The organism is Streptomyces sp. NPDC054975 (assembly GCF_053609105.1).
Window position 1 is genome coordinate 24,024 of sequence record NZ_JBSGWV010000041.1, and the last position, 25,733, is coordinate 49,756.

General features: G+C 71.9%; 21 protein-coding genes and 1 pseudogene. 10 read left to right on the top strand and 12 right to left on the bottom strand.

Features of this window, described 5'->3' with window-relative positions; all coding sequences use genetic code 11:
• Nucleotides 1-238 precede the first annotated feature (238 nt).
• The gene (locus tag ACWF79_RS27265; RefSeq protein ID WP_453730801.1) at nucleotides 239-1,576 is read left to right on the top strand and encodes a flavin-containing monooxygenase; all 1,338 of its coding nucleotides are present in this window, start codon (nucleotides 239-241) and stop codon (nucleotides 1,574-1,576) included.
• 36 nt (nucleotides 1,577-1,612) lie between these two features.
• On the opposite strand, the gene ACWF79_RS27270 is transcribed toward ACWF79_RS27265, so the two are convergent.
• From ACWF79_RS27270 to ACWF79_RS27295, 6 genes are all read right to left on the bottom strand, one after another.
• Nucleotides 1,613-2,833: a tryptophan dimethylallyltransferase family protein gene (locus ACWF79_RS27270; protein WP_453730802.1), complete on the bottom strand. Its 1,221-nt coding sequence runs from the start codon at nucleotides 2,831-2,833 to the stop codon at nucleotides 1,613-1,615.
• Nucleotides 2,834-2,937: 104 nt separating this feature from the next.
• Entirely contained in the window at nucleotides 2,938-4,272 is a 1,335-nt protein-coding gene (locus ACWF79_RS27275) for a cytochrome P450 (RefSeq protein WP_453730803.1), read from the bottom strand.
• 15 nt (nucleotides 4,273-4,287) lie between these two features.
• Nucleotides 4,288-4,881, bottom strand: a complete 594-nt coding sequence (locus ACWF79_RS27280) for a GTP-binding protein (RefSeq protein ID WP_453730804.1) — start codon at nucleotides 4,879-4,881, stop codon at nucleotides 4,288-4,290.
• Nucleotides 4,856-5,233, bottom strand: a complete 378-nt coding sequence (locus tag ACWF79_RS27285) for a DUF742 domain-containing protein (protein WP_453730805.1) — start codon at nucleotides 5,231-5,233, stop codon at nucleotides 4,856-4,858. The genes ACWF79_RS27280 and ACWF79_RS27285 overlap by 26 nt, the downstream gene beginning before the upstream one ends.
• A complete protein-coding gene (locus ACWF79_RS27290; protein WP_361955569.1) occupies nucleotides 5,230-5,631 on the bottom strand; it encodes a roadblock/LC7 domain-containing protein in 402 nt (133 codons plus the stop codon). Before ACWF79_RS27290 ends, ACWF79_RS27285 begins: the two co-directional genes overlap by 4 nt.
• Entirely contained in the window at nucleotides 5,628-6,797 is a 1,170-nt protein-coding gene (locus tag ACWF79_RS27295) for an ATP-binding protein (RefSeq protein WP_453730806.1), read from the bottom strand. Before ACWF79_RS27295 ends, ACWF79_RS27290 begins: the two co-directional genes overlap by 4 nt.
• A 323-nt stretch (nucleotides 6,798-7,120) precedes the next feature.
• Here ACWF79_RS27295 and ACWF79_RS27300 point away from each other — a divergent pair.
• Nucleotides 7,121-7,276 (top strand): annotated as a pseudogene (locus tag ACWF79_RS27300) (e9imm peptide); the annotation flags it as partial.
• Nucleotides 7,277-7,411: 135 nt separating this feature from the next.
• On the opposite strand, the gene ACWF79_RS27305 reads toward ACWF79_RS27300, so the two are convergent.
• Entirely contained in the window at nucleotides 7,412-8,539 is a 1,128-nt protein-coding gene (locus ACWF79_RS27305) for an NAD(P)/FAD-dependent oxidoreductase (protein WP_453730807.1), read from the bottom strand.
• A gap of 74 nt (nucleotides 8,540-8,613) precedes the next feature.
• Complete coding sequence (locus ACWF79_RS27310; RefSeq protein ID WP_453730808.1) at nucleotides 8,614-8,985, bottom strand: MauE/DoxX family redox-associated membrane protein; 372 nt, start codon at nucleotides 8,983-8,985, stop codon at nucleotides 8,614-8,616.
• Nucleotides 8,986-8,991: 6 nt separating this feature from the next.
• On the opposite strand from ACWF79_RS27310, the gene ACWF79_RS27315 reads away from it, so the two are divergent.
• The 3 genes from ACWF79_RS27315 to ACWF79_RS27325 all read left to right on the top strand — a co-directional run bounded on the left by ACWF79_RS27315 (nucleotide 8,992) and on the right by ACWF79_RS27325 (nucleotide 10,916).
• A complete protein-coding gene (locus tag ACWF79_RS27315) occupies nucleotides 8,992-9,741 on the top strand; it encodes a helix-turn-helix domain-containing protein (protein ID WP_453730809.1) in 750 nt (249 codons plus the stop codon).
• A gap of 258 nt (nucleotides 9,742-9,999) precedes the next feature.
• Nucleotides 10,000-10,521 (top strand): cupin domain-containing protein, encoded by a 522-nt coding sequence (locus tag ACWF79_RS27320; RefSeq protein WP_453730810.1) that lies wholly within the window; start codon nucleotides 10,000-10,002, stop codon nucleotides 10,519-10,521.
• Nucleotides 10,518-10,916, top strand: coding sequence for a VOC family protein (locus tag ACWF79_RS27325; protein WP_453730811.1), 399 nt, complete (start codon nucleotides 10,518-10,520; stop codon nucleotides 10,914-10,916). Before ACWF79_RS27320 ends, ACWF79_RS27325 begins: the two co-directional genes overlap by 4 nt.
• Before the next feature lie 47 nt (nucleotides 10,917-10,963).
• Here ACWF79_RS27325 and ACWF79_RS27330 read toward each other — a convergent pair whose 3' ends face one another.
• Nucleotides 10,964-11,659, bottom strand: a complete 696-nt coding sequence (locus ACWF79_RS27330) for a 4'-phosphopantetheinyl transferase family protein (protein WP_453730812.1) — start codon at nucleotides 11,657-11,659, stop codon at nucleotides 10,964-10,966.
• Nucleotides 11,660-12,010: 351 nt separating this feature from the next.
• Between ACWF79_RS27330 and ACWF79_RS27335 the strand changes: the two genes are divergently transcribed.
• Genes ACWF79_RS27335 through ACWF79_RS27345 form a run of 3 tightly spaced genes read left to right on the top strand, consistent with a single transcriptional unit; the run spans nucleotide 12,011 to nucleotide 15,416 of the window.
• Entirely contained in the window at nucleotides 12,011-13,321 is a 1,311-nt protein-coding gene (locus ACWF79_RS27335) for a uracil-xanthine permease family protein (protein WP_453730829.1), read from the top strand.
• Nucleotides 13,318-14,709 (top strand): amidohydrolase family protein, encoded by a 1,392-nt coding sequence (locus ACWF79_RS27340; RefSeq protein ID WP_453730813.1) that lies wholly within the window; start codon nucleotides 13,318-13,320, stop codon nucleotides 14,707-14,709. The genes ACWF79_RS27335 and ACWF79_RS27340 overlap by 4 nt, the downstream gene beginning before the upstream one ends.
• The gene (locus ACWF79_RS27345) at nucleotides 14,706-15,416 is read left to right on the top strand and encodes a sulfite exporter TauE/SafE family protein (RefSeq protein ID WP_453730814.1); all 711 of its coding nucleotides are present in this window, start codon (nucleotides 14,706-14,708) and stop codon (nucleotides 15,414-15,416) included. The genes ACWF79_RS27340 and ACWF79_RS27345 overlap by 4 nt, the downstream gene beginning before the upstream one ends.
• Nucleotides 15,417-15,493: 77 nt before the next feature.
• On the opposite strand, the gene ACWF79_RS27350 is transcribed toward ACWF79_RS27345, so the two are convergent.
• The 3 genes from ACWF79_RS27350 to ACWF79_RS27360 form a co-directional block, all read right to left on the bottom strand.
• The gene (locus ACWF79_RS27350; protein WP_453730815.1) at nucleotides 15,494-16,567 is read right to left on the bottom strand and encodes a LacI family DNA-binding transcriptional regulator; all 1,074 of its coding nucleotides are present in this window, start codon (nucleotides 16,565-16,567) and stop codon (nucleotides 15,494-15,496) included.
• An 80-nt stretch (nucleotides 16,568-16,647) separates the two neighbouring features.
• On the bottom strand, nucleotides 16,648-18,036 hold the full coding sequence (locus ACWF79_RS27355) for an FAD-binding protein (RefSeq protein ID WP_453730816.1): 1,389 nt from the start codon (nucleotides 18,034-18,036) through the stop codon (nucleotides 16,648-16,650).
• A 203-nt stretch (nucleotides 18,037-18,239) separates the two neighbouring features.
• Nucleotides 18,240-19,424 (bottom strand): serine hydrolase domain-containing protein, encoded by a 1,185-nt coding sequence (locus ACWF79_RS27360; protein WP_453730817.1) that lies wholly within the window; start codon nucleotides 19,422-19,424, stop codon nucleotides 18,240-18,242.
• A gap of 346 nt (nucleotides 19,425-19,770) precedes the next feature.
• On the opposite strand from ACWF79_RS27360, the gene ACWF79_RS27365 reads away from it, so the two are divergent.
• Together ACWF79_RS27365 and ACWF79_RS27370 are read left to right on the top strand one after the other, a co-directional pair.
• Nucleotides 19,771-21,609: a glycoside hydrolase family 15 protein gene (locus ACWF79_RS27365; RefSeq protein ID WP_453730830.1), complete on the top strand. Its 1,839-nt coding sequence runs from the start codon at nucleotides 19,771-19,773 to the stop codon at nucleotides 21,607-21,609.
• A 187-nt stretch (nucleotides 21,610-21,796) separates the two neighbouring features.
• Nucleotides 21,797-25,702, top strand: a complete 3,906-nt coding sequence (locus ACWF79_RS27370; RefSeq protein WP_453730818.1) for a Pls/PosA family non-ribosomal peptide synthetase — start codon at nucleotides 21,797-21,799, stop codon at nucleotides 25,700-25,702.
• The last annotated feature ends 31 nt before the right edge of the window (nucleotides 25,703-25,733 follow it).

The following is a 25,733-nucleotide window of genomic DNA, read 5'->3' on the forward strand; positions in this document are numbered from 1 at the left end:
GTGTTGACATGTGCAAGCGGGAGCGTCGCACGAGCGAGGGAGCGACTGTGTAACCCGGAGAAGGCTTTTCCATGACGTTCTCGCATACGCGCGCGAACGCCGGCGCCCGCTCTCCGTCACCTCGGCAACTCGCCCTGTGTGCCTGGTCGGTATCGTGATCTCGCCGGGCGCCCGCCCGGGGTCGGCGGCCGTGACCGCCGACCGGTGCGAGGACGGATGGTGTTCTGTGGAGGGATCCTTGGACGGCTCGCGAGCAGGCGGCGCACCTCGTACGGCGACCGTGTGCGTCATCGGCGCGGGCCTCTCGGGGCTGGCGGCCGCGCATGCCCTGTCGGCCCGGGGAATCGACTTCGTCTGCCTGGAGAAGGCACCGGACGTCGGCGGGATCTGGCGCCGGCCGGGGGCCGGCGAGCGGGGCCCGGGGTATCTCTCCCTGCACCTGAACACCGCCAAACAGCTCACCGGATACGCCGACTTCCCCATGCCGGCCGACCTGCCCCTGTACCCGGGGCATGCCGATGTCGCCCTGTATCTGCGTGAGTTCGCGGAGTGGGCCGGACTGCTGCCGCGGGTCGAACTGCGCACCGAGGTGCTCTCCGTACGGCAGAGCGGCGACGGCTCGTGGACGGTCACCAGCCGGGACGCCCACGGAGAGGTGACGCAGCGGCGCTTCGAGCAGGTGATCGTCGCCTCCGGCCACAACTCGGAGCCGACGCTGCCGAATCCGCTGCCACGTGGCGCCGAATCCTTCGCCGGAACGATCCTGCACTCGATGGACTTCCGCGACGGCGCCGACTTCGCCGGGCAGCGGGTCGTCGTCGTGGGGATGGGCGCGTCGGGCGTGGACATCGCCTCGGACCTCTCCCGGCACGCCGCCCGCACGATGCTCTCCGTCCGCCGGGGGCTGCACGTCGTGCCGAAGCAGCTCTTCGGCATGTCCGTCGACCTGATCGCCGACGCGCCGTGGTGGAACGACATGTCCTTCACCGAGCAACGGCGCTTCGTCGAGCAGGCGCTGTTCGTGGCCCGGGGCAAGCTCTCGGACTACGGCCTGCCCGAGCCCGACCACGCGGTCTTCTCCTCCGCCGTGACTCTCTCCGACGAGATACTCAGCCGGATACGGCACGGCGCGGTGGTCCCCAGGCCCGCGATCGAATCCCTGGACGGCGCCCAGGTGACCTTCACCGACGGCACCGTCGAGGAGGCCGACGCGATCGTCTACTGCACCGGGTTCCGGATGGACTTCCCCTTCCTGCCGGCCGGATGCCCGGCGGGCGACCGGGAGGGGGTGGTCGAGCTGTACAGGCGCGTGGTCGCCCCCGACCTGCCCGGCCTGTACTTCGTCGGCCTGATCCGTCCCGTGGGCTCGATCACCCGCCTCGTGGAGGCTCAGTCCCGATGGGTGGCAGGGATCGTCGAGGGCGACGTGACCCTGCCGCCCGCGGACGTCATGCGCGAGGAGATCGGCACCTACCTGAAGGGCATCGAGGAACGCTACGGACGGACCGAAGGAGCCTCCATCCAGGTGGACGTCGGTCCCTACCTGAGGGAACTGCGGGAGCTGCAGGACGCCTAGCGGGTGTCTTCCGGGCCGGGCCGATCGCCGTCGACGTCAGTGGACGGCTTCGGCCCGCGCGAACGGGACGGGCGCCGGTGGCCTGACCTCGTACGCCTCCGAGGAGATGTAGGCGGTCACCCGCACCGGCCTGCCCTGCTGGTGGGCCAGCGCGAGGTACGCGATGAGCCCGACGCCGTCCTCGGGCCGCCGCGCCGTGACGGCGCTCAGGGCCTGGGCGAGGGGGGCGGGGTCGATGCCGTGGCGGCGGAGCAGGGTCACCGCCCTGTCCAGGGCCTCCCCGTCGTGGCGGGCGTAGTCGCGGACGGGGACGTGCAGGGTGAAGCCGCTGGGCCGGGCGGTTCCGGTCTCGGTGAAGGCGTGGCAGCTCAGGCCCGGCCGCCGGTCGAGCGGGAGGTCGAGGCCGTCCGGCGAGCCGAGGCCGTCCATGTCGTGCCCGGCTGCCGTACGGAAGAACCCCGCGATCTCCGCCTGCGCGGGGCCACCGGCCGTACGGGACAGGCCGGCCGCCTCCCGGGCGGACAGGTCGCGGTGCACGAGGTAGACCTTCGCCCGCGGCTCCTCCCAGTCACCCAGGTCCAGGGCGAAGAACAGCGGGCGGTCGCTCGGTGGGAGCGACGCGAACGCCCGGCCGTGGCCGAGCCGGCCCAGGGCCTCGCGTACCGTCGCGACGGAACGTTTCGCCCCGGACGCCGCCGGATTCAGATACACCTTGACCTTGGGCACTCCGCCGGGGAGCAGCTCCAGTGCGCACCAGAGCGCCAGCGGACCCTGCGGGTCCGGAGGGAAGAACAGGTCCTCCAGCTCGTCGAGCCGCTGGGTGTCGAAACCCCAGCGCCGCGCCATCGCGCGGACGGCCCGCAGGCCGACGCGCCCGTTCTCCGCCAGACTGTCCGCTCCGCACCCCGGCTCCAGCAGCACCCGCAGGGTCGGCTTCGCGTCGGGCGTGAAGGCGAGCGAGTACTCCACCGGCGTGTGGTCGTCGGATAGGAAGGAGTCGTAGGGCGGCGGCAGTTCGAGCGGCCGCTCGGCGACGGGACCCAGGGCGGTGAGTAACGTCCGCGCGTACTCCGCCGAGTCGGCGCCGCTCAGTCCCGCGGCCTCGCACAGCCGCAGGACCTGTCTCGCCGTGTGACCGCCGAGCGTCTCCCCGGGTGAGGGCACCCAAGAAGATACCCGCCCCGAGGGGCGGGTATCGAAGGGGCCGAACGCCGTGAGGTGACGCATGACATCGGGGTCGGTGGATATCTGTTCCACGACACCTCCTTAACCTCATGAGCACGCCTGAACAACGCGATGCTCACTACCCCCGCGGTTCAACGTTCATGCGGTGGCGGCGAATTCGGCGGGTGTAACGTCGATCACTTGGCCAGCCAGTTGAGGAACTGACTCCACATACCGCCGCGCTTGCGGCCGGGCTCCGCCGCGTCCGCGGGCTCCGGGCGATCCTGCGGAACGGTACGGCGGACCACCTCGACCGGCGTGAACCGGGCAGGCAGCGTGGTGAGGCCCCGGTTGAACGGCCCCGGACGCCAGACCAGGCTCTCCTCCGGCACGGCCAGGTCGACATCGGGAAGCTGGTTGAGCAGGTTCTCGATGGCGGCGACGGTGATCTGCCGGGCGGGCTCCTTCGACGGACACGCGTGCGGGCCCGCGCTCCAGGCCAGATGGGACCGGTTGCTGCCGGCCTCGCGCGCGGCCGACAGCTTCGGCCCCGTGTTGGCGGCCGCGAAGCTGACGAGCACCAGGTCGCCCGCTCGGAACGTCGTCCCGGCGAACTCCATGTCGCTTGCCGGGTAGTGCGGCGCGTAGTTGGGCATGGGCGGGTTGTCCCACAGGGTGTCGTCGAGGGCCTCGTCGATCAGGCCACCGCCGTCGGCGTACCGGTCGTGGGTGAGCAACCGGTGCAGGGTGTTGCCGATCAGATTGCCCAGGGGGTCGGTGCCCGCACCGAGCAGCAGGGCGACCTGGTGGACCATCTCCTCGTCGGTCAGGCGCGCCTGATGCTGCAACAGCCAGGTCGTGACGTCCTCGCCGGGCTTGGCACGCTTCAGCGCCACCAGCTCGCCGACGGCGCCGAACAGCACCTCGACCGCCCGCTCGGCGTTCACACCGTCGAACATGCCGGTGATGCCGAAGAGCACGCGGTCGCCGATGTCGGCCGGGCAGCCGAAGAGTTCGTTGAAGACGAAGAGCGGCAACTGCCGTGCGTAGTCACCGAGCAGGTCGGCCGAACCACGCGTGCCGAACCGCGAGATGAGGTACTCGGAGACCTGCTCCGTGGTCCGGCTGAGCTTGCGCGCGTCGACACGGGCCATGCTGTCCGTGACCGCCTGCCGCAGCCGCAGATGCTCCGCGCCGTCGCTGAACATGGCGTTGGGGCGGTACGCGAGCACCGGCACGACCGGGTTGTCCGGGCTGATCAGCCCGTCCTTGAGGTCGCGCCAGCGGCGCGCGTCCTTGCGGAAGGAGCCGGGGTCCTGCAGGAGCTGCAGCGCCGTCGCGTAGTCCGTCACGAGGGTGGCGTCCACGCCCGGGGAGAGCTCCACGGGTGCGGTCGGGCCGAAGTGGCGGAGGTAGTCGTAGTACGCCTGCGGGTCCGACTGGAACTCCGGTCCGTACAAAGGCACCCGGGCGCCGTCGGCGTGGGCGGGGCACCCGGGCGGGGGGACGGGTGCGGTGGATCGAGCGTCCATGGTTTTTCTCTGCTCCTAGTGAGCGCGGTCCAGCAGGTAGCGGACGAGGGTGATCAGCGCGTCGGCGGACGACTTCTCGTCCCGCGCGTCGCAGGTGACGATCGGCGTGTCGTCGAGCAGGTCCAGCGCCTCGCGCAGGGCCCGTTCCTCGCGGTCCTGCGTGCCGTCGAAGTGGTTGACGGCGATCGCGTAGTCGAGGCCGTACTGCTCGATCAGGTCGATCACGCCGAACGAGTCCGCCAGCCGCTCGGGGTCGACGAGGACCAGCGCGCCGAGCGCGCCGCGCGCCATGTCCTCCCACATCTGGACGAAGCGCTGCTGACCGGGCGTTCCGAACAGGTACAGCACGACCCGCTCGCTGATCGTCAGCCGACCGAAGTCCATGGCCACCGTGGTGGTGGTCTTGCTCCGGACTCCCTTGAGGTCGTCGAACGACTCGCCCGCGCGGGTCATCGTCTCCTCGGTGGTCAGCGGAGGGATCTCCGAGATCGCACCGATGAACGTGGTCTTGCCGACGGCGAAGTGGCCGACGACGAGGATCTTTACGGCGGTCTGCGTGGCGCCGTCGCGCACGTACGCCTGCTCACCCAAACTTGGCGCGGAGACCATTCAGTACCTCCTCGAGGATGTCTCGGTCCGCGAGCGCGGCACGCTGCACGGGAGGGCGGGTGATGAGGTAGCCGCCCTCGGTGAGGGCGGAGAGGAGGATCCTCACCACGCCGATGGGGAGCCGGGTGTGCCCCGCGACCTCGGCGACCGAGAGATAGCCGGCGGTGCACAGGTCCAACAGGCTCTGCTCCTCCGGAGAGAGCCTGGTCGGACGCTGCTGGTGGTCGGCCGACGCCGTGACGAGGGTGACCAGGGACAGCTGCTCCTCGTCGGGCAGTCCGCGTCCCTTGGTGATGACGTACGGGCGGACTAACTCCGCCGACTCCGGCTCCCGTTCGTCGAAACGGCTCATGAGCGGACGCCGAGGTTCTCGCGCGGCGGCGTCGTCAGGGCCTTGCCCAGCTGGCCGACGAGCTGCTGCATCCGGAAGGTGATGTCCTGCATGTCGACGTCCGGCGAGGCCGAGACGCCGAGGTAGGCACCCTCGCCCGCGGAGATGAGGAAGACCCAGCCGCCGTCGAACTCGACCAGCGTCTGGCGCCACTGCAGGCGCCCCGGCTCCACGAAGAAGCCGAGCGAGCGGCTGAGCGACTGCATGCCGCTCATCGCGGCGGCGACCGTGTCCGCGTTGTCCTTCCCGAACTCCTTCGTCCGGGCCATCAGCAGACCGTCCGCGGAGACCAGGACCGCATGCAGCGCCCCGGGTATCTCCAAGGCGCTGTCAAGCATCCATGACAGATCGTCGTTCACGAGACCTCATGCCCTTCGCTGCTCGCATCACGTGTGCTGCTCGATTGGTCCGCCCCGTCCGAGCGGGCGGCCCGCCCGGACTGCGTGCCGCGCTGGAAGGCGCCCATGATCGCGGCGGTCTCCGCGCCGGAGCGCACCGGAGCGGGCGCGGACTGTTCGCCGCCGGTCACGATGGTCATCGGCCGCTTGCGGCGGCGTCGCGGCAGACCGTCGTCGGTGGTGGCGGTGGCCACGACGGGCGCGGGGCCGCTCGGCTCCGTCGCCGCGGCGGCGGGGACGACCGGCGCGGGGGCCTTCTTCTCCGGCATGCCGGTGAGCAGGTCGTGCGGCAGCAGGAGGACGGCGCGGACGCCTCCGTAGGGCGAACTGGAATCCACGGACACCTCGAATCCGAAGCGCTCACAGAGCACGCCGATCACGGCGAAGCCGAACTGCGGCGGGCTGCCGAGGCCGGAAACACCGGAGACCCGCTCGGTGGAGAGGAGCTTCTCCGCCCTGACCCGCTCCTCGTCGTTCATACCGACACCGGCGTCGTCGACGACGATGCAAATACCCTTGGGCACGGTGCGAATGTTGATCTCGACCACGGTGTCCGGGCTGGAATAGCTCGTGGCGTTGTCGAGAAGCTCGGCCAGCGCGAGGGCCACCGGTTCGACGGCACGGCTGGTGATGCCGAAGTCGACCTGGGAGAGGATCTCGACGCGCCGGAAGTGGCGGATCCGGCCCTGGGCGCTGCGGACCACGTCGTAGACCGAGGCGATCTCGCGGTGCCGCCCGAGCCAGCCGTCGCACAGTACGGCGATGGACTGTGCACGCCGTCCGAACTGCGAGTTGGTGTGGTCGATCTCCAGGAGATCCCGGAGAATGACCGAGTCACCGTACTTGTTCTGCAGTCCGGAAATGACCAACTGCTGCTCGGCGGCAAGGCCTTGGAGCGTGCGCATGGCGGACTTGAGGACCGACTTCGTCGATTCCTGGGCTCGGTCCTTCTCGTCCTCGACGGATTTCGAGTAACTGTTCTCCAACTCGGAGTAGTGGGCCTTGAGCTCCTCGGTCTCCTGCCGTAAAGTCCGAACAGCTTTGCGCTGGCGAACAATTACGGCTACGGCGCCCAGCGTGGCAGCCAGGAGGACCCAGAGGACTGGGTTCTGTACGTAATACGTCATAAGGCTCTCTTCAGGCGACTGACGGTCAGTTGCTGAATTCCGTCAATGCGGGTGGACCGGCTGGCCTTCCGCGTCCGGGGTACCGTCCGGAGGGTCGCCGTGGTCGGAGAGGTCGTCTTGCACCCATCCACCGCTCCGCAAGCGTAGTGATCTTAGCATCGGGCACGAACAGGTGACCGAGCGTCAGGGTCCGTCCACGCGCAGCGCGTTTGTATGCGGCTGTTCATCTGAATTGCACCGCCGAGCCGCCATCTCGTCGGCCGACGCGGCGACTTGTCCGGTCGATCATGCTGCTCGTCAGGCTGGCGCCGAGGGATGGCGTGATGGGTGCCGTGGGGATGAGCCGGACTGAAGCGGTCGCGCTCGTGCAGCGGATCATGGATGCGGACTGGGCGTCCGAGGACGAGGCGGACGGGTGGATGGACAGGCTGGACAGAGCCCTGGCCTGTCCATCCGGCCACGTCAGCGGCCTGATCTTCTAGCCGCCAGAGCGAGAGCTCTCTGCCGATGAGGTGGTCGATCAGGTCGCGGCCTATGGCCAGTTGGATCCCTGCCAACTGGCCACCCTTTGGGGTTTCAACTGGTCACTGGCAGCTCGTGCGGAATCCGACTCGTCACTGCCCCGGCTCTCCACGCGGCCCGGACCGTACGGTGCTTCGCACCACAGCCTCCTTGAAGGTCGCCGCGGCGCGTCCTGTCAGGACGCACCTGCGCGGACGGTCGTCGGCGTGTGTGAACTGGACGACACCGTCACGCCGGCCAAGGCTGATGTTGGTGAAGGTGTAACCGATCCGGACGGGCCCGGGTTCCCGGCCTGTCAGCCGAGCTGCAATGACGTCGGCTACACCACGGCCCATGGGCAGGGCTGCCTGGCAGGACATTCGGCTTGGTGCTCCGCCCACCGACACCGCGGCCGCCGCGTCGCCGACGGCGTGCACGTCAGGGTGCGAGACCGAGCGCAGGGTGGCGTCGACGAGCATCCGGCCGCTCTCATCCGTCGCGATTCCCGCCGCGCGCGCCAGCTCCGGTGCCTTGAATCCGGTGGTCCACACGACTGCGTCAGCGGCGAACGGCGCGTTGTAGCGGGTGTCCAAGCCGTCCTCCCGCACCGCTCGGACCAGGGTCTTCGGATGAACCGAGACGCCCAGCCGGTTGAGAGCGCGCCGCAGGTGGGTCTGGGAGCGCGGCGCGAGACCCGACCCCACATCATCGGCACCGGTGAACAGCCGAACTCGCAGCGCGGGGTAACTCTCGGCCAGTTCCGAGGCGGTTTCCAGTCCGGTCAGCCCTGCGCCGACTACCGCGACAGTGCCGCCTGACGCGATCGCGGCAATCCTGTGCCGCAATCGTGTCGCCTGATCGAGATCGGCGACAGCGTACGCGTGCTCAACCGCCCCCGGGACATCGTCGAGCCGTGCCTGGCTGCCCACCGCGTACACCAGGGTGTCGTAGCCGATCACGCGGGGCTCTACGTCCATACACACGGTCCGGCCAGTGGTGTCGATCGCGGTCACGCGTCCGACGACCAGCTGGACCGATGCGCCGCCGAGCTGTTGCCGCAGCGGCAGGGCCGCCAGTCGCTGCCCGGTGGCCAGCTGGTGGAGCCGGACCCGTTCGATGAACCTGTCCGAGGCGTTGACCAGGGTGATGGTGACATCGCTGCGGTGCAGCGTGCGGGCGAGGCGCTTGGCCGCCAGCAGACCGGCGTAACCGGCGCCCACGACGACGATGCGATGACTCATGGCATGACTTCCTTCGAGACTTCGGACTGCGGGCGGCTTCGGCGCCTCGGACGATCGGTTGCCGCGCATCGGCGTCAGGCCGCGGATGTGGCTACGGCGACCGCCCAGGCGATGTACAGGACGTTCACCGCCAGCCGAGCCACCGCACCGACCGGCCGCTCCAGCAGCTTGGGCCGGTCCGGGCGCGCGCGGCGCAGCGCGTCCACGTGGGACACCAAGTAACAGGTGATCAGGGCGGCGGCGGACCAGGCCCCCACCTGCCGGCCGCTCGGAACCAGCACCAGCGCACCCACCACGACCTCCGCCGCGCCACTGGCGGCGACGATGAGCCGCGCCCGGCCGAGCCATGCGGGTACCAGCATGCGGAAGTAACCGGGGGCCAGAAAGTGCGCGACCCCGGTGCCGGCCAGGAACATCGCCAAGGCAACCGAAGCGATAACGTGCATGGCACGATGATCCGTTCACCTCGTGCCTGGGCACTTGAACAAAACGATCGCCGCATCGTCTTCGCCTCCGGCCCCGAGGCGACGATGTTCGCCGAGTCCCGCCCGTTCCGTGTCGCCCAGCACCGGCTGCCCGCGTGGAAAGCCGTGCTGCCGATCGGCGGCCACGCCGAACTCCTACGGCCGGGGCGGCCCATGGTGGCGGCGCCCGGGCTCGTCGTTCCGCCCCAGCTGGCCCACACCTGTGGGGCGACCTCTCCCTACATCGCCCTGTTCGTCGACTCCTGGCTGCTGCCCTCCCGACCGGGGCCGATACGGCTCGGTGCAGGCGAGGTCCGCCGCCTGCTCGCCGCGCTCGGCACCCCTGATTCCGACGGCCCCGGCACCTGCGTGGACCTGGCCGCCGGATACGCCGAGCTACGGACACTCGCCGGGCGCCCCTCCCCGCTCGACCCGAGAGTCGCCCACGCCGTCCATCTGTGCACGTGGCACGATCCGGACATCTCCATCACCTCCATCGCCATGGAGGTCGGTCTGTCCGCCCCCCGGCTGCGCGCCCTGGCCCGGCAGGACCTGGGCATCACGCTTGCGCGCTTACGCCGATGGGGCCGGCTCCGCACCGCGATCAACGACCTGCCGGACTCGACCGCCGCACTGGCCGCAGCCACCGCAGGCTTCGCCGACCAGGCCCACCTCACCCGTACTGCGCGGGATTTCATCGGGCGTACGCCTGCCTCTCTGCGGCGCGCTGAAGCCTAGGGGGTGACTCGCCGCGTCCAGACGTAAGACGTGCGCCGGCACTCGACAGCATCCGGCCTTCACGCCGGTGCGGGAGAGGCAGCCATGCGGCCCCGGTAGTAGTGCACTGTGACCGCGCCCAGCAGCGGACCCCAGAAGAGCAACGGTGCATAGACCCAACCGCCCCCTGTGGCCGGGCGTGGTGAGGGCGGGCGCGGCGCCGCCTGCGGCCAAGAAAACGCTGGTCAGAAGCGAGTCCATGATCATAAGGTCCGCTTCATGACTCAGAACGCGCCCCACGACGCTCCCTCCGCGGCACCCTTCCCGCCGGTGCTGACCCGTCACGCCGAGGCGGAGACCTGCGCCGACCCCAGCAGCGTGATGACGCTGCTCGCCGACTCGGGCAGCACGGCGGACGGCTTCACCACCTACCGGTCCACCTTCGCCAAGGGCGCCGTGGGCGCACCCGCGCATTTCCACACCAAGGCGACCGAGCTGTTCTTCGTGATCAGCGGCTCCCTCCAGGTGCTGGTGGGGGAGGAGATCACGGTCCTTCAGGCGGGCGACTTCCTCGCCGTGCCGCCCCACACCCCGCACGCCTTCGCCGCCGCACCCGGCTGCGAGGCGGACGTCCTGTTCGTCTTCACACCGGGCATGGGCCGCTTCGACTACCTGCGCCTGCTCGGCCGCGTGATGCGGGGCGAGGCCGATCCGAAGGAGATCGCCGCGTCCGCCGAGCAGTACGACAACCACTATGTCGACAGCCCGGCCTGGCGCGCCGCCCTGGAGGCCTCCGCATGATCGACACCACCACGCACGTCCGCGTCGCCCGGCCCTCGCGGGACCTCGCCGCCGTCGAGCGCTTCTACGTGGACGGCCTCGGCCTCGACGTCCTGTGGCGGACCACCGAACGCGTCCCGGGCGAGCACGACCTGCTGATGGTCGGCCCGAAGGGCGGCACCTGGCACTTCGAGCTGACGCACGACCCGGAGAATCCGCTGGAGCCGACTCCGACGGTGGACGACCTGTTCGTTCTCTACCTCGGCGCGCCGGCGGACGAGTCGCTCATCGACCGCCTGACGGCGTCCGGCGGTACGCGCGTACCCGCGCACAACCCTTACTGGGACGTGCACGGCGTGACGATCGCCGACCCGGACGGCTACCGCCTGGTGCTCTGCTCCCGTACGTGGGGCTGACGACGGCACGAGGATGACCGCGTGTCCGTGGGGGCCGGGGGCGGTGGTCAGGCTCGTACGGCCACGGCCCCCACGTGCGTCGGGTCGACGGGGACGTCGGTGATCCGCCATCCCGGCAGCCGGGCCTCGCAGGGCTCGGCCGCGCCCACGTGGTCGAGGGCGAGCCCGCGCCCGAGCCCCGTGCCGAGCCCTTTGAGGTAGGCCTCCTTGCGCGCCCAGGTCCGCGCGAAGGCGCGAGCCCGGTCGGCCGCGGGGCACGCGGCCAGCTCCTCCGTCTCGCGAGGATGCAGCATCGGCGCGACCTCCGCGACCGTCTCCGGTGTCGGGAGCTTCTCGACGTCCACCCCGACCGGGCTCGCCGCGAAGGCGAGCAGCCCGAGGCCGCCGCTGTGCGACAGGGAGAAGTGGATCGGATCCCCCTCGACGGCGGGCCGCCCGTGCGGCTCTTGGCACTGGGGGCACGGCCGCCGTACGAGCGGTACGTCACCGGGCTTCATCCCGAGATAGGCGCCCAGCAGCACCCGCAGTCCCACGTGCACCTCGGTGTACGTACGCCGGTCCGCGCCGCTGCGGAAACCGCGCGCGGTCTCCCGCTCCCCGGCGTCGAGCACGTCCGTCCGCTGGGCGGGCTCGTCCGCCTCGGGCGCCCTGACGAGCCACACGTGCGGCGCCGCGTCGGAAGCGGGTGGCGACATCGGCTCCTGCCCGAGGGCGCGGGGGAGCAGGCGCGGCACGATCTTCATGAGGGCAGTCTAGAGGCCTTGACGCTGGGCCCAGCCGCTCGGATACTGGCGGCCAAATCGATTTGGCCAAATCGATTTGGCCCTCCGTCCGGGGCCGGATCGCGGCTGAAATCCGAGCGTGCAGCGACGCCCGAACGGAGCCCGAACGTGTCCAGTCCCCACCAGCACCTTCCCGGCACGCACCACCCAGCCCCCGCCCCCCGGACGCCCGACCCGGCCGACGCCGCCGAGGCGTCCCACGCCGCCGACGTCCCTGAGGCGCCCCGCGCCCTCGACGCCGACGCGCCGCCCCGCGCCGCCGACGTCCCCGCCACGACCCACCCCGTCGACCAGTCCCGCCCCCTGGGCAAGATCCTGCTCTTCGGGGTCCAGCACGTGCTCGTCATGGCCGCCACCCCCATCTCGGCGATCTTCCTGATGAGCGCGACCCTCCGCCTCGACCCCGGCCTGACCGTCAATCTGCTCTCGGCGGCGTTCGTGCTCTCGGGGGTCGGATCCCTGATCCAGTCCCTCGGCCCCTGGAAGTTCGGGCCCCGGCTGCCGTTCGTGATGCTGCCGGGAGGCGCGCCGCTCATCCTCTTCCTCGCCATCGCCGAGCAGCACGGTCTGCGCACGGCCGCGGGCGCGGTGATCCTCACCGCCGGCTTCTACTTCGTCGTACTGCCCGTCTTCTCACGGCTGTTGGCCTTCTTCCCGGCGCTCGTCATCGGCACGATGATCGTCATCGTCGGCATCAACCTGGTGAAGGTCGGTGCGGTCCTCGTCACCGGACGCCCCGGGACGCACGGCTTCGCCGATCCCGTCAACCTCGGCCTGGGCCTGGCCACCATCGGCTTCACCGTCGGCTTCTACCTGCTCTTCAGCGGCATCCTGCGCCAACTCGCCGTCATGCTCGGCCTCCTCGCCGGCACCGCCCTCGCCGCCGTCCTCGGCACCATCGATCTCGGCCGCGCCGCCGACGGCGGCCTGCTCACCCTGCCGCAGCTGATGCCGTTCGGCTCGCCCCAGTTCAACCTGGTCGCCGCGCTGCCCCTGATGCTCTACTGCCTCGCCTCCATGGCGGAGGCCACCGGCCAGACCGTCATCAACGCGGAAGCCGTCGGCAAGGAGATCGACACCCGCTCCGAGGTCCCCAAGACCGTCCGGGGCGATGCGCTCACCTCGCTCTTCGGCGGACTCTTCGGGCTGCCGCTCATGGTCACCAGCGGCGAGAACATCGGCATCGTCCGTGTCACCGGCGTCCGCAGCCGGTTCGTGACCGCCGCGGCCGGAGTGGTCCTCATCCTCATCGGCTTCCTCGGTCCCGTGACCCGGGCGATCAGCGTCATCCCGTCCGCTGTCGTCGGCGGCACCGCGATGGTCGTCTTCGCCGTGATCACCGTGCTCGGCGTCCAGATGCTCGGCCGCTCGGACCTCGACAAGCACACCAGCACGTTCATCTGCGCCGTCGCCCTCGCGCTCGGGCTTCTCCCGATCCTCGTGCCCGGCGTGTACGGCGGCTTCCCGCCGAACCTCCGCATCCTCCTCGAAAGCGGCGTCGCCGTCGGCGCGTTCGTCGCCGCCGTCCTCAACGTCCTCTTCCACCACGTCAGGCCCCGCCTGGCCACCGCGCGCCTCGGCGGAACCCGCCCGGGCACCCCTCGTACGGAAAGCGATCGATGAACCAGCTCACCCGTGACGCCCTGACCCGCTCAGGCCGTCCCCTCCTCCTCGTACCGGATGCCGTTCTGCTGCCCGAGGGCCCTGCCCACGGCCACGCGGTCGTCGTCGCCGCCGGGTCCTTCCACCGTGTGGCACCCGTCGAGGAACTGACACGGACCCACGCACACCTCGATCCGATCCGCCTCCCGGGACATGTCCTGATGCCGGGCTTCGTCGACGCACACCACCACCTCACCCAGAGCTTCGGCGCCGCGCTCGCCTTCGGGGAGCCGTCGGAGATCTTCCGTAGGGTGTGGGTGCCGCTGGAAGGCGCGCTGGACGAGGAATCGGCGTACGTGGCGGCCAAGTTGGCCGCGCTCGAAGCCCTGCGCGGCGGGTTCACCACCGTCGCCGACGCGGGCACCCGCGCCGATGTCGACGTGGACGTCGTGGCCTCGGCCGCACGGGACGCCGGAATCCGCTGCGTCCTGGCCCTGGTCTGCAACGACGCCGACAACGAGACCCAGTCCGTCCCGGACGATGCCGAGAAGCACCTCGCGCGCTACGACGGGGACCCGCTGATCCACTCCTCCCTCGCGGTCTCCATCCCCGAGGCCGCCACCGAGGAGACCCTCCGGCTCACCGCCCGTCTGGCTGCGGAGTCCGGAGCGGTCCTCCAGATCCACGTCAACGAGCACCTGGCGGGGGTCGAACGCTCCCTGGTACGCCATGGACTGCGGCCGCTGGAACACCTCCACAAGATCGGCGTGTTGGGGCCGCACCTGCTCGCCGCGCACGCCACCCTCCTCACCCCGCGCGAACTCACCCTCCTCGCGGAGACCGGCACCGCCGTCAGCTACAACCCCGTGGCCAGTGCCTGGAAGGGCAACGCCGTCGCGCCCGCCACCGCCATGGCCGAACGCGGCATCCGCTTCGGGCTCGGCACCGACGGCACGCGCGGCGACGGATTCCGGCTCGCCGAGGCCGCCGAGTTCGCCCAGCGACTCGCGTACGGGCTCGCCACCGGCGACTCGTCCTGCGGCGCCGGCTGGACCTGGCTGGAGGCCGCCACGCGCGGCGGAGCCGACGTCGTCGGCCTCGGCACACGGACCGGCACGATCGCCGAGGGCCTGGCCGCCGACTTCCTCCTCGTCGACGTCACCAACCCGGAACTCGCGCTCTCCTGGGACCTGCCCTGGGAGTTGGTACGGCGCGGCAACCGCGACCAGATCACCGGTGTGTTCGTCGCCGGCCGGCTGCGCCTGTGGGGCGGCCGGCCCGTCGACTGGGACGGGGCCGCCCTCGTACGCCGGGCATCCGAGTTGTCCCGCAGGGCCGTGGGAGGCGCCGCCGTCACCCGCGTCCATCCCACGTCGACGGCGGCGCGGGCGGAGAGGACGGCGAGGTGACCGCCGCGACACTGGCGGTCCTCGCCGTCACCGTGGCGGCTGCCGCGTTCGTCCAGGGCAGCAGCGGGCTCGGTTTCGCGCTCATCGTCGCCCCGGTGGCCGGAATCCTCGATCCCCTCCTGCTCCCCGTGTTCGTCCTGGCGTCGATGATCCCGCTCAACCTGTACGTCGCCTGGCGCGAGCGGTCCTCGCTCGACCTGCGGGGCGCGGGCTGGATCACCGCCGCACGCCTCGCGGCCACCCCCGGCGGACTGGCGCTGTTGTGGCTCATACCGGAGCGCAGCCTCGGTCTGTTCGTGGGCGTCGCCACCGTGCTCGCGGCCGTCGTGAGCCTGGCCGCGCCCGCGTTCACGCCGGGCCGGGCCGCCTATGTGGGCGCGGGCGCGGTGACGGGACTGACGGAGACGGCGACGGGGGTGGGCGGCCCGCCGCTCGCGCTCGTCTACCAGCACCGGCCACCGGCGGAACTGCGGTCCACCGTCGCCCTGTGCTTCCTCGTCGGTGAAGTCGCCTCGCTGCTCCTGCTGTTCGCGACGGGGGAGGGGCGGCCGGCCGACCTCGGCTGGGCGCTCGCCCTGGTACCCGCGATCGCCGTGGGGGCGTGGCTGAGCCAGCTGGTGCACCAGCGGATCGACGCGCGGCGGATGCGGCTCTTCGTGCTCGGCTTCGCCCTCGTCTCGGGGGCGCTGCTGATGCTGGGTCTGTGACCCGTACCGCTACGGACGCTCACGCCCCCGGTGTACCGCTACGGACGCTCACGCCCCTGGTGTACCGCTACGGACGCTCACGTCTCCGCCGTGCTCCGCAGCGACGAGGCGCGGGGGATGACCCGCGGTTCCGGAACCGTCGTCACGAGCGTGGCCGCGCCCGCGTCGGCGCCGCCGCGCAGCCGGCCCAGGAGCAGCGTCACCGCGTCGGCCGCCGCCCGGTCCAGGTGCAGGTCGACGGCGGTCAGGGGCGGTTCGCAGGTCCGGGCCCGCAGGCCGTCGTACCGGGTGACGACCATGACGTCGTCCGGTACGGCGCGCCCGCTGTCCCGGACCGCACGGACCGCGCCCACCGCGAAGGCGTCCACCAGCGCGCAGACGGCGTCGATCTCGGGATGCTCGGCGAGCAGGGCCGCACACCGTTCGTACCCGGCCTGCTCACCGCCCGCCTCGGGAGCGGTCGCCACGAGGGGAGCCCAGCCGTGCTCCTCCGCGAGCCGCTCGTATGCGGCACGGGCGTCCACGGCCGAGTGCCGACGGCCGGAGCCGACGAGCAGGGCGGGCCGGCGGGCCCCCTGTTCGTGCAGATGGGCGAGCAGCAGCTCGGCGACGAGCCCGCCACGCAGATCGACGTACGGCACGTCCCCCGACGGAGCGTCCCCGGCGGGCGACACGGGCCTGCCGAGGGTCACGTACGGCAGCCCGCGTTCCTTCAGGGCGGCGACCGCCGGATCCTCGGCGTCGGGTTCCACCACGATCGCCCCGTCGATGTCGACGGCGTACAGCGCCGACCCGGACTGCACGGGTGGCACGAGCACCAGCGCGTAGTCGTGCAGCAGGGCGCTCTCGGCGGCCGCGGCCGCGACCTCCATGTAGAACCCGAGCCGGGAGGGTCCTCCCGCCACCGCGAACGGCATGGAGGAGGCGAGCGCGATCGCCTTCGCCTCCCCGCGCCGCAGCCGCTGGGCCCGCAGGTTGGGCCGGTACCCGAGGTCCGCGGCGACCTGCTTGATCCGTTCCCGGGTCCGGGGATCGACCTTGCCGAGCCCGTTGAGGGCGTGCGAGACCGTCGTACGCGACACACCGGCGGCCTTGGCGACGTCGGCGATCGTCGGCGGCCTCGTACCGGGACCGGAACCGGTGGTGGACATCAGGGCGGACGCTCCTCGCGTGCTGCGGCGGGTGACCCCACCATCTTCGCCGACCGGCGTGCCGCCGTGCCGGGCCGGGCTCAGAAGATGCGCTGGCCGGGGGTGAGGATGCCGTCGGGGTCGTAGCGGTGGCGCGTGGTCCGGAACTCGTCCCAGAAGGGGCCGAAGTGGCGGACCCAGTCGTCCCTGGTGAGCGGGACGGAACCGATCGGGTACCAGCAGCCGCCCGCCTCGACGGTGGCGTCGTACTGGACGCGGTTGGCGGCGACCATCTCCTCGGCGGAGTCCGCTCCGGGGGAGGCGGTCTTGAGGAGGGAGAAGAGGTAGACGAGATCCTCGTCCGGCATGACCGGGAGCGGGGTCCGGCACTTGGCGGTGAGCACGGGGTACAGCAGGATGACCGCGCTCGCGCCGATCGAACCGGCCTTCAGACCGGAGAGCGTCTCCGTGACGACGTCGTTCACCGTGGACGCGGGGAGCAGGCTGTCGTACCAGGGGTGGGGCCGTGCCCACTCGCCCAGGGACTCGAACAGGTCCATCGTCGGGGCGATCCGGTCGAGGAAGTCGAAGTACTCCACGTCCTGGGCCTCTGCCGAGGTGTGCTCCAGGCCGTCGGTGAGCCGGGCGTCGTCGGCGGCGGTCGCGTCGTAGGAGGCGGCCTCGATGAAGTAGGTCCAGCCGTCCGGGGTGAGCCGCGCCTGGCCGATGAGGTAGTCGAACCGTCCCTCCCTGATCAGCTCCGCCTCCTGCGCGGTGAGCGCGGCGACGCTGGGATACGTCAGGGTGTACTGCCGTACGAAGCGGGGCGCGGGGACCAGCGCGAGGGTGGCGCGGGTGATGATCGCGCACTGACCGAGGCCGCCGAGCACGGCCCGGAACAGGTCCGGGCGCACGGTGGGCGAGCATGTCGTGAGCTCGCCCTCACCGGTGACCACTTCGAGTTCGAGGACGTTGTCGACCTGTGTGCCGTGGTGGCCTATCTGGCCGCCCAGGCCGCCGGCGGACAGCGTGCCGCCCACGGACAGTTCCAGGTAGTCGGTGAAGGCCGGCGGGGTGAGGCCCAGGGGCAGGGACGCCCGGACCACGGTGCTCCACCGTGCCCCGCTCTGCACGACGGCGGTGTTGCCGTGGATCTCGACGGAGTCGAGGGAACCGAGGTCGACGACCAGTCCGGCCGGTACCTGGGCCTGCCCGTGGGTGGAGTGCCCCTGCCCCCGGCCGGCGACCTTCAGTCCCCGCTCCCTGCAGTGGCGGACCATCGTGGCGACGTCCTCGGCCGAGCCGGGCTTGAGAACCGCGGCGGGCGCCTGGCGGACCATGCGCCCGAAGTCGCCGGACGCGGCTTCCAGGGCGTCGCCGTCGAAGCACAACTCCCCGTCCAACGCGGGGACCACGTCGAAGACCGGGCCGAGGGCGGGGTCGGTGGCGGCCGGGTCGGGCTGCGGGGCGGGAACTTGAGGAGGCGTCACGCTGACTTCCTATCGACTCGGTGTACACGTCTCCTCCACATTGTGATCGTTTTCGCGCCGGAGGGTGCACGGAATCCGCAAGTCGACGCCTGGTCCCACACTTCGACCCCGTCGGCATCAGGCCTGGTCGAGGCGGTGGTCGGGGGTGAGTGCGGGGGCGCGTGGAGCACGGGCACCGGCGCGCACCGGCGCCCTGAGCGCGTTCACAGCGCCGCGTACACCGCCTCGACCAGAGCCATCTTGCGTGGGTCGTCCGCGATGTGCGGGCCCATGCGGTTCATGACGTAGCCGAGGGAGACCCCCGCCTCGGGGTCCGCGAGGCCGCAGGAGCCACCGAAGCCGTCGTGTCCGAAGGCGCGCGGGTTGGGGCCGTAGGAGGCGTTGTGGCCGCTGAGCCAGAGGCCGAGGGCGCACTCCGTGTCGTGGGCGAAGCCCGCGCCGAGCACCAGGTCCCGGCAGGACCCCTGGCCCTCGCGGGCCCGTTCGGCGGCCGTTTCCGAGAGGATCACCCGCCCCTCGGACCGGCCGCGTCCGGCGAACACGCCGTACAGCGAGGCGACCGCGCGGGCCGTTCCGTGGCCGTTGGCCGCCGGCAGTTCGGCCGCGCGCCACGCGGAGCTGTTGGCCTCGGTGGCACCGACGGGCGGATTGGCCAGGGCGGCCTGTGCGGCGGGCTCCAACTGGGCGAAGAGCGCGGCCTGTTCGCTCGACGAGGAGACCCGGGGGCGCACCAGCTCGGCCGCCCGGGCCGCCTCCTTGTCCGGCAGGCCGATGGTGAAGTCGATGTCGAGCGGCCCGGTGATCTCCTCGCGGAGGAAGGCTCCCGGCAGCTGTCCGGTGACGCGTCGGATCACCTCGCCGACCAGGAAGCCGTACGTCAGCGCGTGGTAGCCGGAGCGCGTGCCGGGTTCCCACCACGGCTCCATCGCGGCGAGCCGCGAGGTCGTCACCTCCCAGTCGTAGAACTCCGCGAGGGTGAGCGGCTCGCGCAGGCCTGACAGCCCCGCGCGGTGGGAGAGGAGGAAGCGGACGGGGAGCGTCTCCTTGCCCGCCGCGCCGAACTCGGGCCAGTACGCGGCCACCGGCGCGTCCAGGTCGAGCAGTCCGCGGTCCGCCAGGAGGTGGGCACAGAGCGCGGTCACGCCCTTGGTGGTCGACCAGACGTTGGCCACGGTGTCGCGTTCCCACGGGCGCGTACGGGCGGCGTCCGCCCATCCGCCCCACAGATCGACCAGGGTCTCGCCGTGGACCTGGACCGTCACCGCGGCGCCGAGTTCGTCCCTCGTACGGAAGTTGGTCTCGAATGCGTCCCGTACGGCGGCGAAGCGGGCGTCGCAGTGCCCTTCGACGGTGGGGACCGGCGCACCGGCGGGGTCGGGCTCGGACATGAGGCCTCCAGGAGAGCTCGTCAGCGGCACCCGCAACATACCGACTGGTCGGGTTGGAGGGAAGGGTGCGCACGCCGCCCCGTACTGGTGCACGGGAAGGGAACGCATGCACCCCCGCACTGGTGCGCCGGAAGGGGACGCACGTCGCGCGCAGGGCGCAAGGAAAGGGCGCACGCCGCGCCGCGCCGGCGCTCGGGAAGGGGACGCGCGCCGCCACACGCCGGCGCGCCCGTTCGCCCGGTCGGTCGCCCCGTGTTGCCGAGGCGGACGACGGCGGGTTGCGTGGAGCGGAGACGACGAGCCGCTCCGGTCCCGGAGCCGGCGGGCCGTGGAAGCGAGGTCCTTCGTGCCGGGCTACCCACCGATCGCGGACCACGGGCTGATCGGCGACCTCCAGACCGCCGCCCTCGTCTCCGCGGGCGGCGCGGTCGACTGGTTCTGCACGCCCCGCTTCGACTCACCGAGCATCTTCGCCGCCCTCCTCGACCAGGAACGCGGCGGGCACTTCACCATCGCTCCCGCGCTCGACGACATGACCGTCCGCCAGCTCTACCTCTCCGACACCGCCATCCTGATCACCCGCTTCCTCACCCCGGAAGGGGTCGGCGAGGTGGTCGACTTCATGCCCGTGGGCGAGCGGCCGGACGTGGCCACCGACCGACACCGCCTGGTCCGCGCCCTGCGCGTCGTGCGGGGGACCCTCACCTTCGGCATCCAGTGCCGACCGCGCTTCGACTACGGCCGCGCCCCGCACACCCTCACCCTCGACGGCGACGCCGCCACCTTCCACGGCCCCGGCCTCGACGTGCACCTGCGCAGCTCCGTCCCCCTGGACGCCGACGGCCAGGACGTCCGCGCCACCGTCACCCTCCGGCAGGGTGAGGTCGCCGGGATCGTCCTGGAGACCTCCTCCACGGGTGCCGCCGGCCTCGGGCCCGTCACCGCGCCGACGCTGCAGGAGGAGCTGCGGCAGACCCACACCTTCTGGCACCGGTGGATCCGCCGCTGCCGCTACCGGGGCCGCTGGCAGCAGATGGTCAACCGCTCGGCCATCACCCTCAAACTGCTCATCCACGCCCCGACCGGAGCCCCCGTCGCCGCCGCCACCATGGGCCTCCCGGAACAGATCGGCGGCGAGCGGAACTGGGACTACCGCTACACCTGGATCCGCGACGCGTCCCTCTCCGTGCGCGTCCTGCTCGACCTCGGCTACGTCGACGAGGCCGACGCCTTCCGCCGCTGGCTCGGCGCCCGCTTCCGCGGGCCCCGGCCGCCCGGCGGCGAACCGATGCAGATCATGTACCGGATCGACGGCGACCCCCGGCTGCCCGAGGAGATCCTGGACCACCTCTCCGGCTACCGCGACTCCGCCCCCGTCCGGGCCGGGAACGGGGCGGCCGACCAGCTCCAGCTCGACATCTACGGCGAGTTCGCCTACGCGATGACCCACTCCCCGGACCTCGCCGAACTCGCCGGATACGAGGCGTGGAAGGGGTTCGCCGCACTCCTCGACTGGCTCGCCGGCAACTGGGACCGACCCGACGAGGGCATCTGGGAGACCCGCGGCGGCCGCAAAAACTTCACGTACAGCCGGATGATGTGCTGGGTCGCCCTCGACCGGGGCGTCCGTCTCGCCACCCAGTACGCCCGCCCCGCCGACCTGCCACGCTGGACCGCGGAGCGGGACGCGATCCTCACCCAGGTGATGGAACGCGGCTGGAACGCCGAGCGGCAGGCGTTCGTCCAGCATTACGGCAGCGACGTCCTCGACGCGTCCCTGCTGCTCATGCCCCTGGTCGGCTTCATCTCGCCGAAGGCTCCCTCATGGCTGACCACCCTCGACGCGATGGACCGCGAACTTGTCACGGACAGCCTGGTCTACCGCTACAACCCCGAAGCCTCTCCCGACGGCCTGCGCGGCTCCGAGGGCACCTTCTCCCTCTGCAGCTTCCTCTACGTCGAGGCGCTGGCCCGCGCGGGCCGCCTCGACCAGGCCCGGTACGCGATGGACAAGATGCTCACGTACGCCAACCATGTCGGGCTCTTCGCCGAGGAGATCGGCCCGTCCGGCGAGCAACTGGGCAACTTCCCGCAGGCCTTCACCCACCTCGCCCTGATCACGGCGGCCATGGCCCTCGACGAGGAACTCGACAAGGCCGCCGACGCATGGAACCCACCGCGATGACCGACACGACGCGGATGACGGCGCGTCCCCAATACCGCTCCTTCCCGGCCACGCGCAAGGCGTCGGCCAGAAATTCCTCCCTGACGGACTAGACTGGCGGGCTGTTTGGCGTCGGAACGGAACAACCCGGGCAGACCCGGGCTCCGCCGACGACCCGGATGACGCCGGGAACGAGACGCGAGGGCCGATGGCAGCCACACCTCAGAGCGGTGAGCTCACTCTCCTCGACGACGCGGACACGCGCGACGATTCCGGCAAGGCCGCCCGGTTCTCGGCCGGGCCCGCCGCGCCCCCGCGCACCCTGATCGACATCTTCGAGGAGTCCGTGCGGGCCCACCCCGACGAGCTGGCTCTGGACGACGGCGCGACCCGGCTGACCTACCGGGCCCTGGCCACGGAGGTCGAGCGCAGGCGGCGGGACCTGGTGGCCGCCGGGGTCGGCCTCGGCGACCGGGTCGGCGTCCGCGTGCCGTCCGGGACCAACGAGCTGTACGCCGCGATCCTCGCCGTCCTCGCCGCGGGCGCAGCCTATGTGCCGGTCGACGCCGAGGACCCGGACGAGCGGGCCGAACTCGTCTTCGGCGAGGCGGGCGTACGGGCGATCCTCGGTGCCGGCCGACGCATCGAGGTCACCGGTGGCGGCGACGAGCGTGCCCTCGCCGCGCGGCCCGGACCCGAGCAGGACGCCTGGATCATCTTCACCTCCGGCTCCACCGGCAAGCCCAAGGGCGTCGCCGTCAGCCACCGCAGCGCCGCCGCCTTCGTGGACGCCGAGGCCGCGCTCTTCCTCGTCGAGGAGCCGATCGGGCCCGGCGACCGGGTCATGGCCGGGCTCTCCGTCGCCTTCGACGCCTCCTGCGAGGAGATGTGGCTGGCCTGGCGCTACGGCGCCTGCCTCGTGCCCGTCCCGCGCTCCCAGGTGCGCAGCGGCGCCGACCTCGGCCCCTGGCTGGTGGAGCAGGAGATCACCGTCGTCTCGACCGTGCCGACCCTCGCCGCGCTCTGGGAGCCGGAGACCCTGGACGAGGTCCGGCTGCTGATCTTCGGCGGCGAGGCCTGCCCGCCCGAACTGACCCAGCGCCTCGTCACCGAGGGCCGCGAGGTCTGGAACACCTACGGCCCCACCGAGGCCACCGTCGTCGCCTGCGCCTCCCTCATGACCGGTGAAGAACCGATTCGCATCGGCCTCCCGCTGAACGGCTGGGAACTGGCCGTCGTGGACGAGTCCGGCGAGCCGGTGCCGATGGGCGGCAGCGGCCAGCTCGTGATCGGCGGCGTGGGCCTCGCCCGCTACCTCGACCCCGAGAAGGACGCCGAGAAGTACGCCCCGCTGCAGTCCCTCGGCTGGGAGCGCGCCTACCGCAGCGGCGACCTCGTCCGCGCGGAACCGGAGGGTCTGGTCTTCCTGGGCCGTGGCGACGAGCAGATCAAGCTCGGCGGACGCCGGATCGAATTGGGTGAGGTCGACGCCGCCCTGCAGGCCCTGCCCGGCGTCGCCGGCGCGGCCGCCGCCGTCCGCACCGCGCGCAGCGGCAACCAGCTGCTCGTCGGCTACCTCGTCACCCAGGACGGCTGGGACCACGCGGCGGCCGTCGAGCGGCTGCGCGCCGAGCTGCCCGCCGCACTCGTCCCCCTCCTCGCGCCCGTCGCCGAGCTGCCGACCCGTACCTCCGGCAAGGTCGACCGGGACGCGCTGCCCTGGCCGCTGCCCGAGCTGGAGACGCCCGGCCCGACCGAGCAGCTCTACGGCACCGAGGCCTGGCTCGCCGAGCAGTGGAGCGAGACCCTCGGCGTGGCCGTCTCCGCCGCCACCGACGACTTCTTCGCCATCGGCGGCAACAGCCTCGCCGCCGCCCAGCTCACCACCCGGCTGCGCACCCGCTACCCGAGCGCCGCCGTCCTCGACATCTACCAGCAGCCCACCCTGCGCAAGCTGGCCCGGCGCCTGGAGAAGTCCGTCCAGGACGACGGCGCGGCCCGGACCATCCCCCCGGTCCCGCTCCGGGCCAAGATCACGCAGACGGTCCTGCTGCTCCCGCTGTTCACCGTCATCGGTCTGCGCTGGACGGTCGCGCTGCTGGCGCTCGGGAACGTCCTGCACTGGTTCGGCGCCTATCCGTGGGCGCCGACCGTCTCCTGGTGGCTCGTCGCCGCCGGAGCCGCCCTGCTCTTCAGCCCGCCCGGCCGGCTCGCGATCGCGGCGGGCGGCGCACGGCTGCTGCTGCGCGGCGTGAAGGCGGGGCGCCACCCGCGCGGCGGCAGCGTCCACCTGCGGCTCTGGACGGCCGAGCGGCTCGCCGAATGCGTCGGCGCGACCTCCCTCACCGGCTCCTGGCTGGAACGTTACGCCCGCGCCCTCGGCGCCAAGGTCGGCCCCGACGTGGACCTGCACTCGCTGCCCCCGGTCACCGGCATGCTCAAGCTCGGCCGCGGCTGCGCCGTCGAGTCCGAGGTGGACCTCTCCGGATACTGGCTGGACGGCGACCGGCTGGAGATCGGCCCGGTCAAGGTCGGCGCGGGCGCCCTCGTCGGCACCCGCAGCATGCTCTTCCCCGGCGCCCGGGTCGGCAAGCGGTCCGAGGTGGCCCCCGGCTCCGCCGTGGCGGGCACCATCCCGACCGGCCAGCGCTGGGCCGGAGCCCCGGCCGTCAAGCTCGGCAAGGCCAAGCGCAACTGGCCCAAGGAACGACCGCCGCGCGCCGTCCCCTGGCGCGCCATATACGGCGCGACCGGCTTCTGCCTCACCGCGCTGCCCGTGCTCGCAGCCCTGCCCGCGCTGCTCGTCGTCAGCCTCTTCGTGCCCGCCGACGCCGGCCTCGCCGAGGCCCTGAAGGGCGCCCTGCTCGCCGTGGTGCCCGGCGCGCTCGCCTACGGGTTCGCGTACGCGGCGCTCGTCCTGGTCTCCGTCCGGCTGCTCAGCCTCGGGCTGCGCACCGGAAGCCACCCGACGCACAGCCGGGTCGCCTGGCAGGCCTGGACCGTCACCCAGCTCATGGACCTGGCGCGGGAGACGCTCTTCCCGCTCTACGCCGGGCTGATCACCCCGGTCTGGCTGCGCCTGCTCGGCATGAAGATCGGCCGGGGCGCCGAGGTGTCCACGGTGCTCGCCCTGCCGAGCCTGACCACTGTCGGCGAGGGCGCCTTCCTCGCCGACGACACCCTGACCGCGCCGTACGAACTGGGCGGCGGCTGGGTGCGCATCGGCCCTTCCGAGATCGGCCGCCGGGCGTTCCTCGGCAACTCCGGCATGACCGCGCCCGGCCGCACCGTGCCGGACGACGGCCTGGTCGGCGTGTTGTCCGCGACCCCGAAGAAGGCCAAGAAGGGCAGCTCGTACCTGGGCCTGCCGCCGGTCAAGCTGCCGCGCTCCGCCGCCGACGCCGACCAGAGCCGCACCTACGACCCGCCCGCGCGGCTGCTCTGGGCGCGGGGTCTGGTGGAGCTGTGCCGGCTCCTCCCGGTCTTCTGCTCGGCCGCGCTCGCGGTCCTCACCGTGGCGGCGTTCTGCGCCCTGATGACGGCGAGCGGTCTCGGGATCCTGGGCGCCGCACCGCTCTCCGGGGCGGTCCTCCTCACCGCGGGCGTCGCCGCGTGCCTGGTCTCCGTGACGGCGAAGTGGCTGCTGGTCGGCCGGCACCGCACGGGCGAGCACCCGCTCTGGTGCGGCTTCGTCTGGCGCAACGAACTGGCCGACACCTTCGTCGAGGTACTGGCCGTCCCGTGGCTCGTCGGCGCGGTGCCCGGCACGCCCGTCATGTCCCTGTGGCTGCGCGGGCTCGGTGCGCGGATCGGCCGGGGCGTGTGGTGCGAGAGCTACTGGCTGCCCGAGACGGACCTGGTCGTTCTCGGCGACGCGGTCAGCGTGAACCGGGGCTGCGTATTGCAGACCCACCTCTTCCACGACCGGATCTTGAGGACGGATACTGTGGTCCTCCGCGAGGGCGCCACCCTGGGCCCGGGCGGAATCGTCCTGCCCGGCAGTTCTGTCGGGGCCCGCAGCACCCTGGGCCCCGCCTCTCTCGTGATGGCCGGGGAATCCGTCCCTGCCGACACCCGCTGGCTGGGCAATCCGATCGAGGCGTGGCGGCCCTGAACGGGCAGTACCAGCACAGCACAGGGCAGGG

Bases quoted from the DNA above. Each gene is read 5' to 3' on its own strand.
- ACWF79_RS27275 (WP_453730803.1), bottom strand. From the start codon at position 4,272: ATGGACGCTCGATCCACCGCACCCGTCCCCCCGCCCGGGTGCCCCGCC.
- ACWF79_RS27280 (WP_453730804.1), bottom strand. From the start codon at position 4,881: ATGGTCTCCGCGCCAAGTTTGGGTGAGCAGGCGTACGTGCGCGACGGC.
- ACWF79_RS27285 (WP_453730805.1), bottom strand. From the start codon at position 5,233: ATGAGCCGTTTCGACGAACGGGAGCCGGAGTCGGCGGAGTTAGTCCGC.
- ACWF79_RS27295 (WP_453730806.1), bottom strand. From the start codon at position 6,797: ATGACGTATTACGTACAGAACCCAGTCCTCTGGGTCCTCCTGGCTGCC.
- ACWF79_RS27305 (WP_453730807.1), bottom strand. From the start codon at position 8,539: ATGAGTCATCGCATCGTCGTCGTGGGCGCCGGTTACGCCGGTCTGCTG.
- ACWF79_RS27310 (WP_453730808.1), bottom strand. From the start codon at position 8,985: ATGCACGTTATCGCTTCGGTTGCCTTGGCGATGTTCCTGGCCGGCACC.
- ACWF79_RS27315 (WP_453730809.1), top strand. From the start codon at position 8,992: ATGATCCGTTCACCTCGTGCCTGGGCACTTGAACAAAACGATCGCCGC.
- ACWF79_RS27320 (WP_453730810.1), top strand. From the start codon at position 10,000: ATGACTCAGAACGCGCCCCACGACGCTCCCTCCGCGGCACCCTTCCCG.
- ACWF79_RS27325 (WP_453730811.1), top strand. From the start codon at position 10,518: ATGATCGACACCACCACGCACGTCCGCGTCGCCCGGCCCTCGCGGGAC.
- ACWF79_RS27330 (WP_453730812.1), bottom strand. From the start codon at position 11,659: ATGAAGATCGTGCCGCGCCTGCTCCCCCGCGCCCTCGGGCAGGAGCCG.
- ACWF79_RS27340 (WP_453730813.1), top strand. From the start codon at position 13,318: ATGAACCAGCTCACCCGTGACGCCCTGACCCGCTCAGGCCGTCCCCTC.
- ACWF79_RS27350 (WP_453730815.1), bottom strand. From the start codon at position 16,567: ATGTCCACCACCGGTTCCGGTCCCGGTACGAGGCCGCCGACGATCGCC.
- ACWF79_RS27360 (WP_453730817.1), bottom strand. From the start codon at position 19,424: ATGTCCGAGCCCGACCCCGCCGGTGCGCCGGTCCCCACCGTCGAAGGG.
- ACWF79_RS27370 (WP_453730818.1), top strand. From the start codon at position 21,797: ATGGCAGCCACACCTCAGAGCGGTGAGCTCACTCTCCTCGACGACGCG.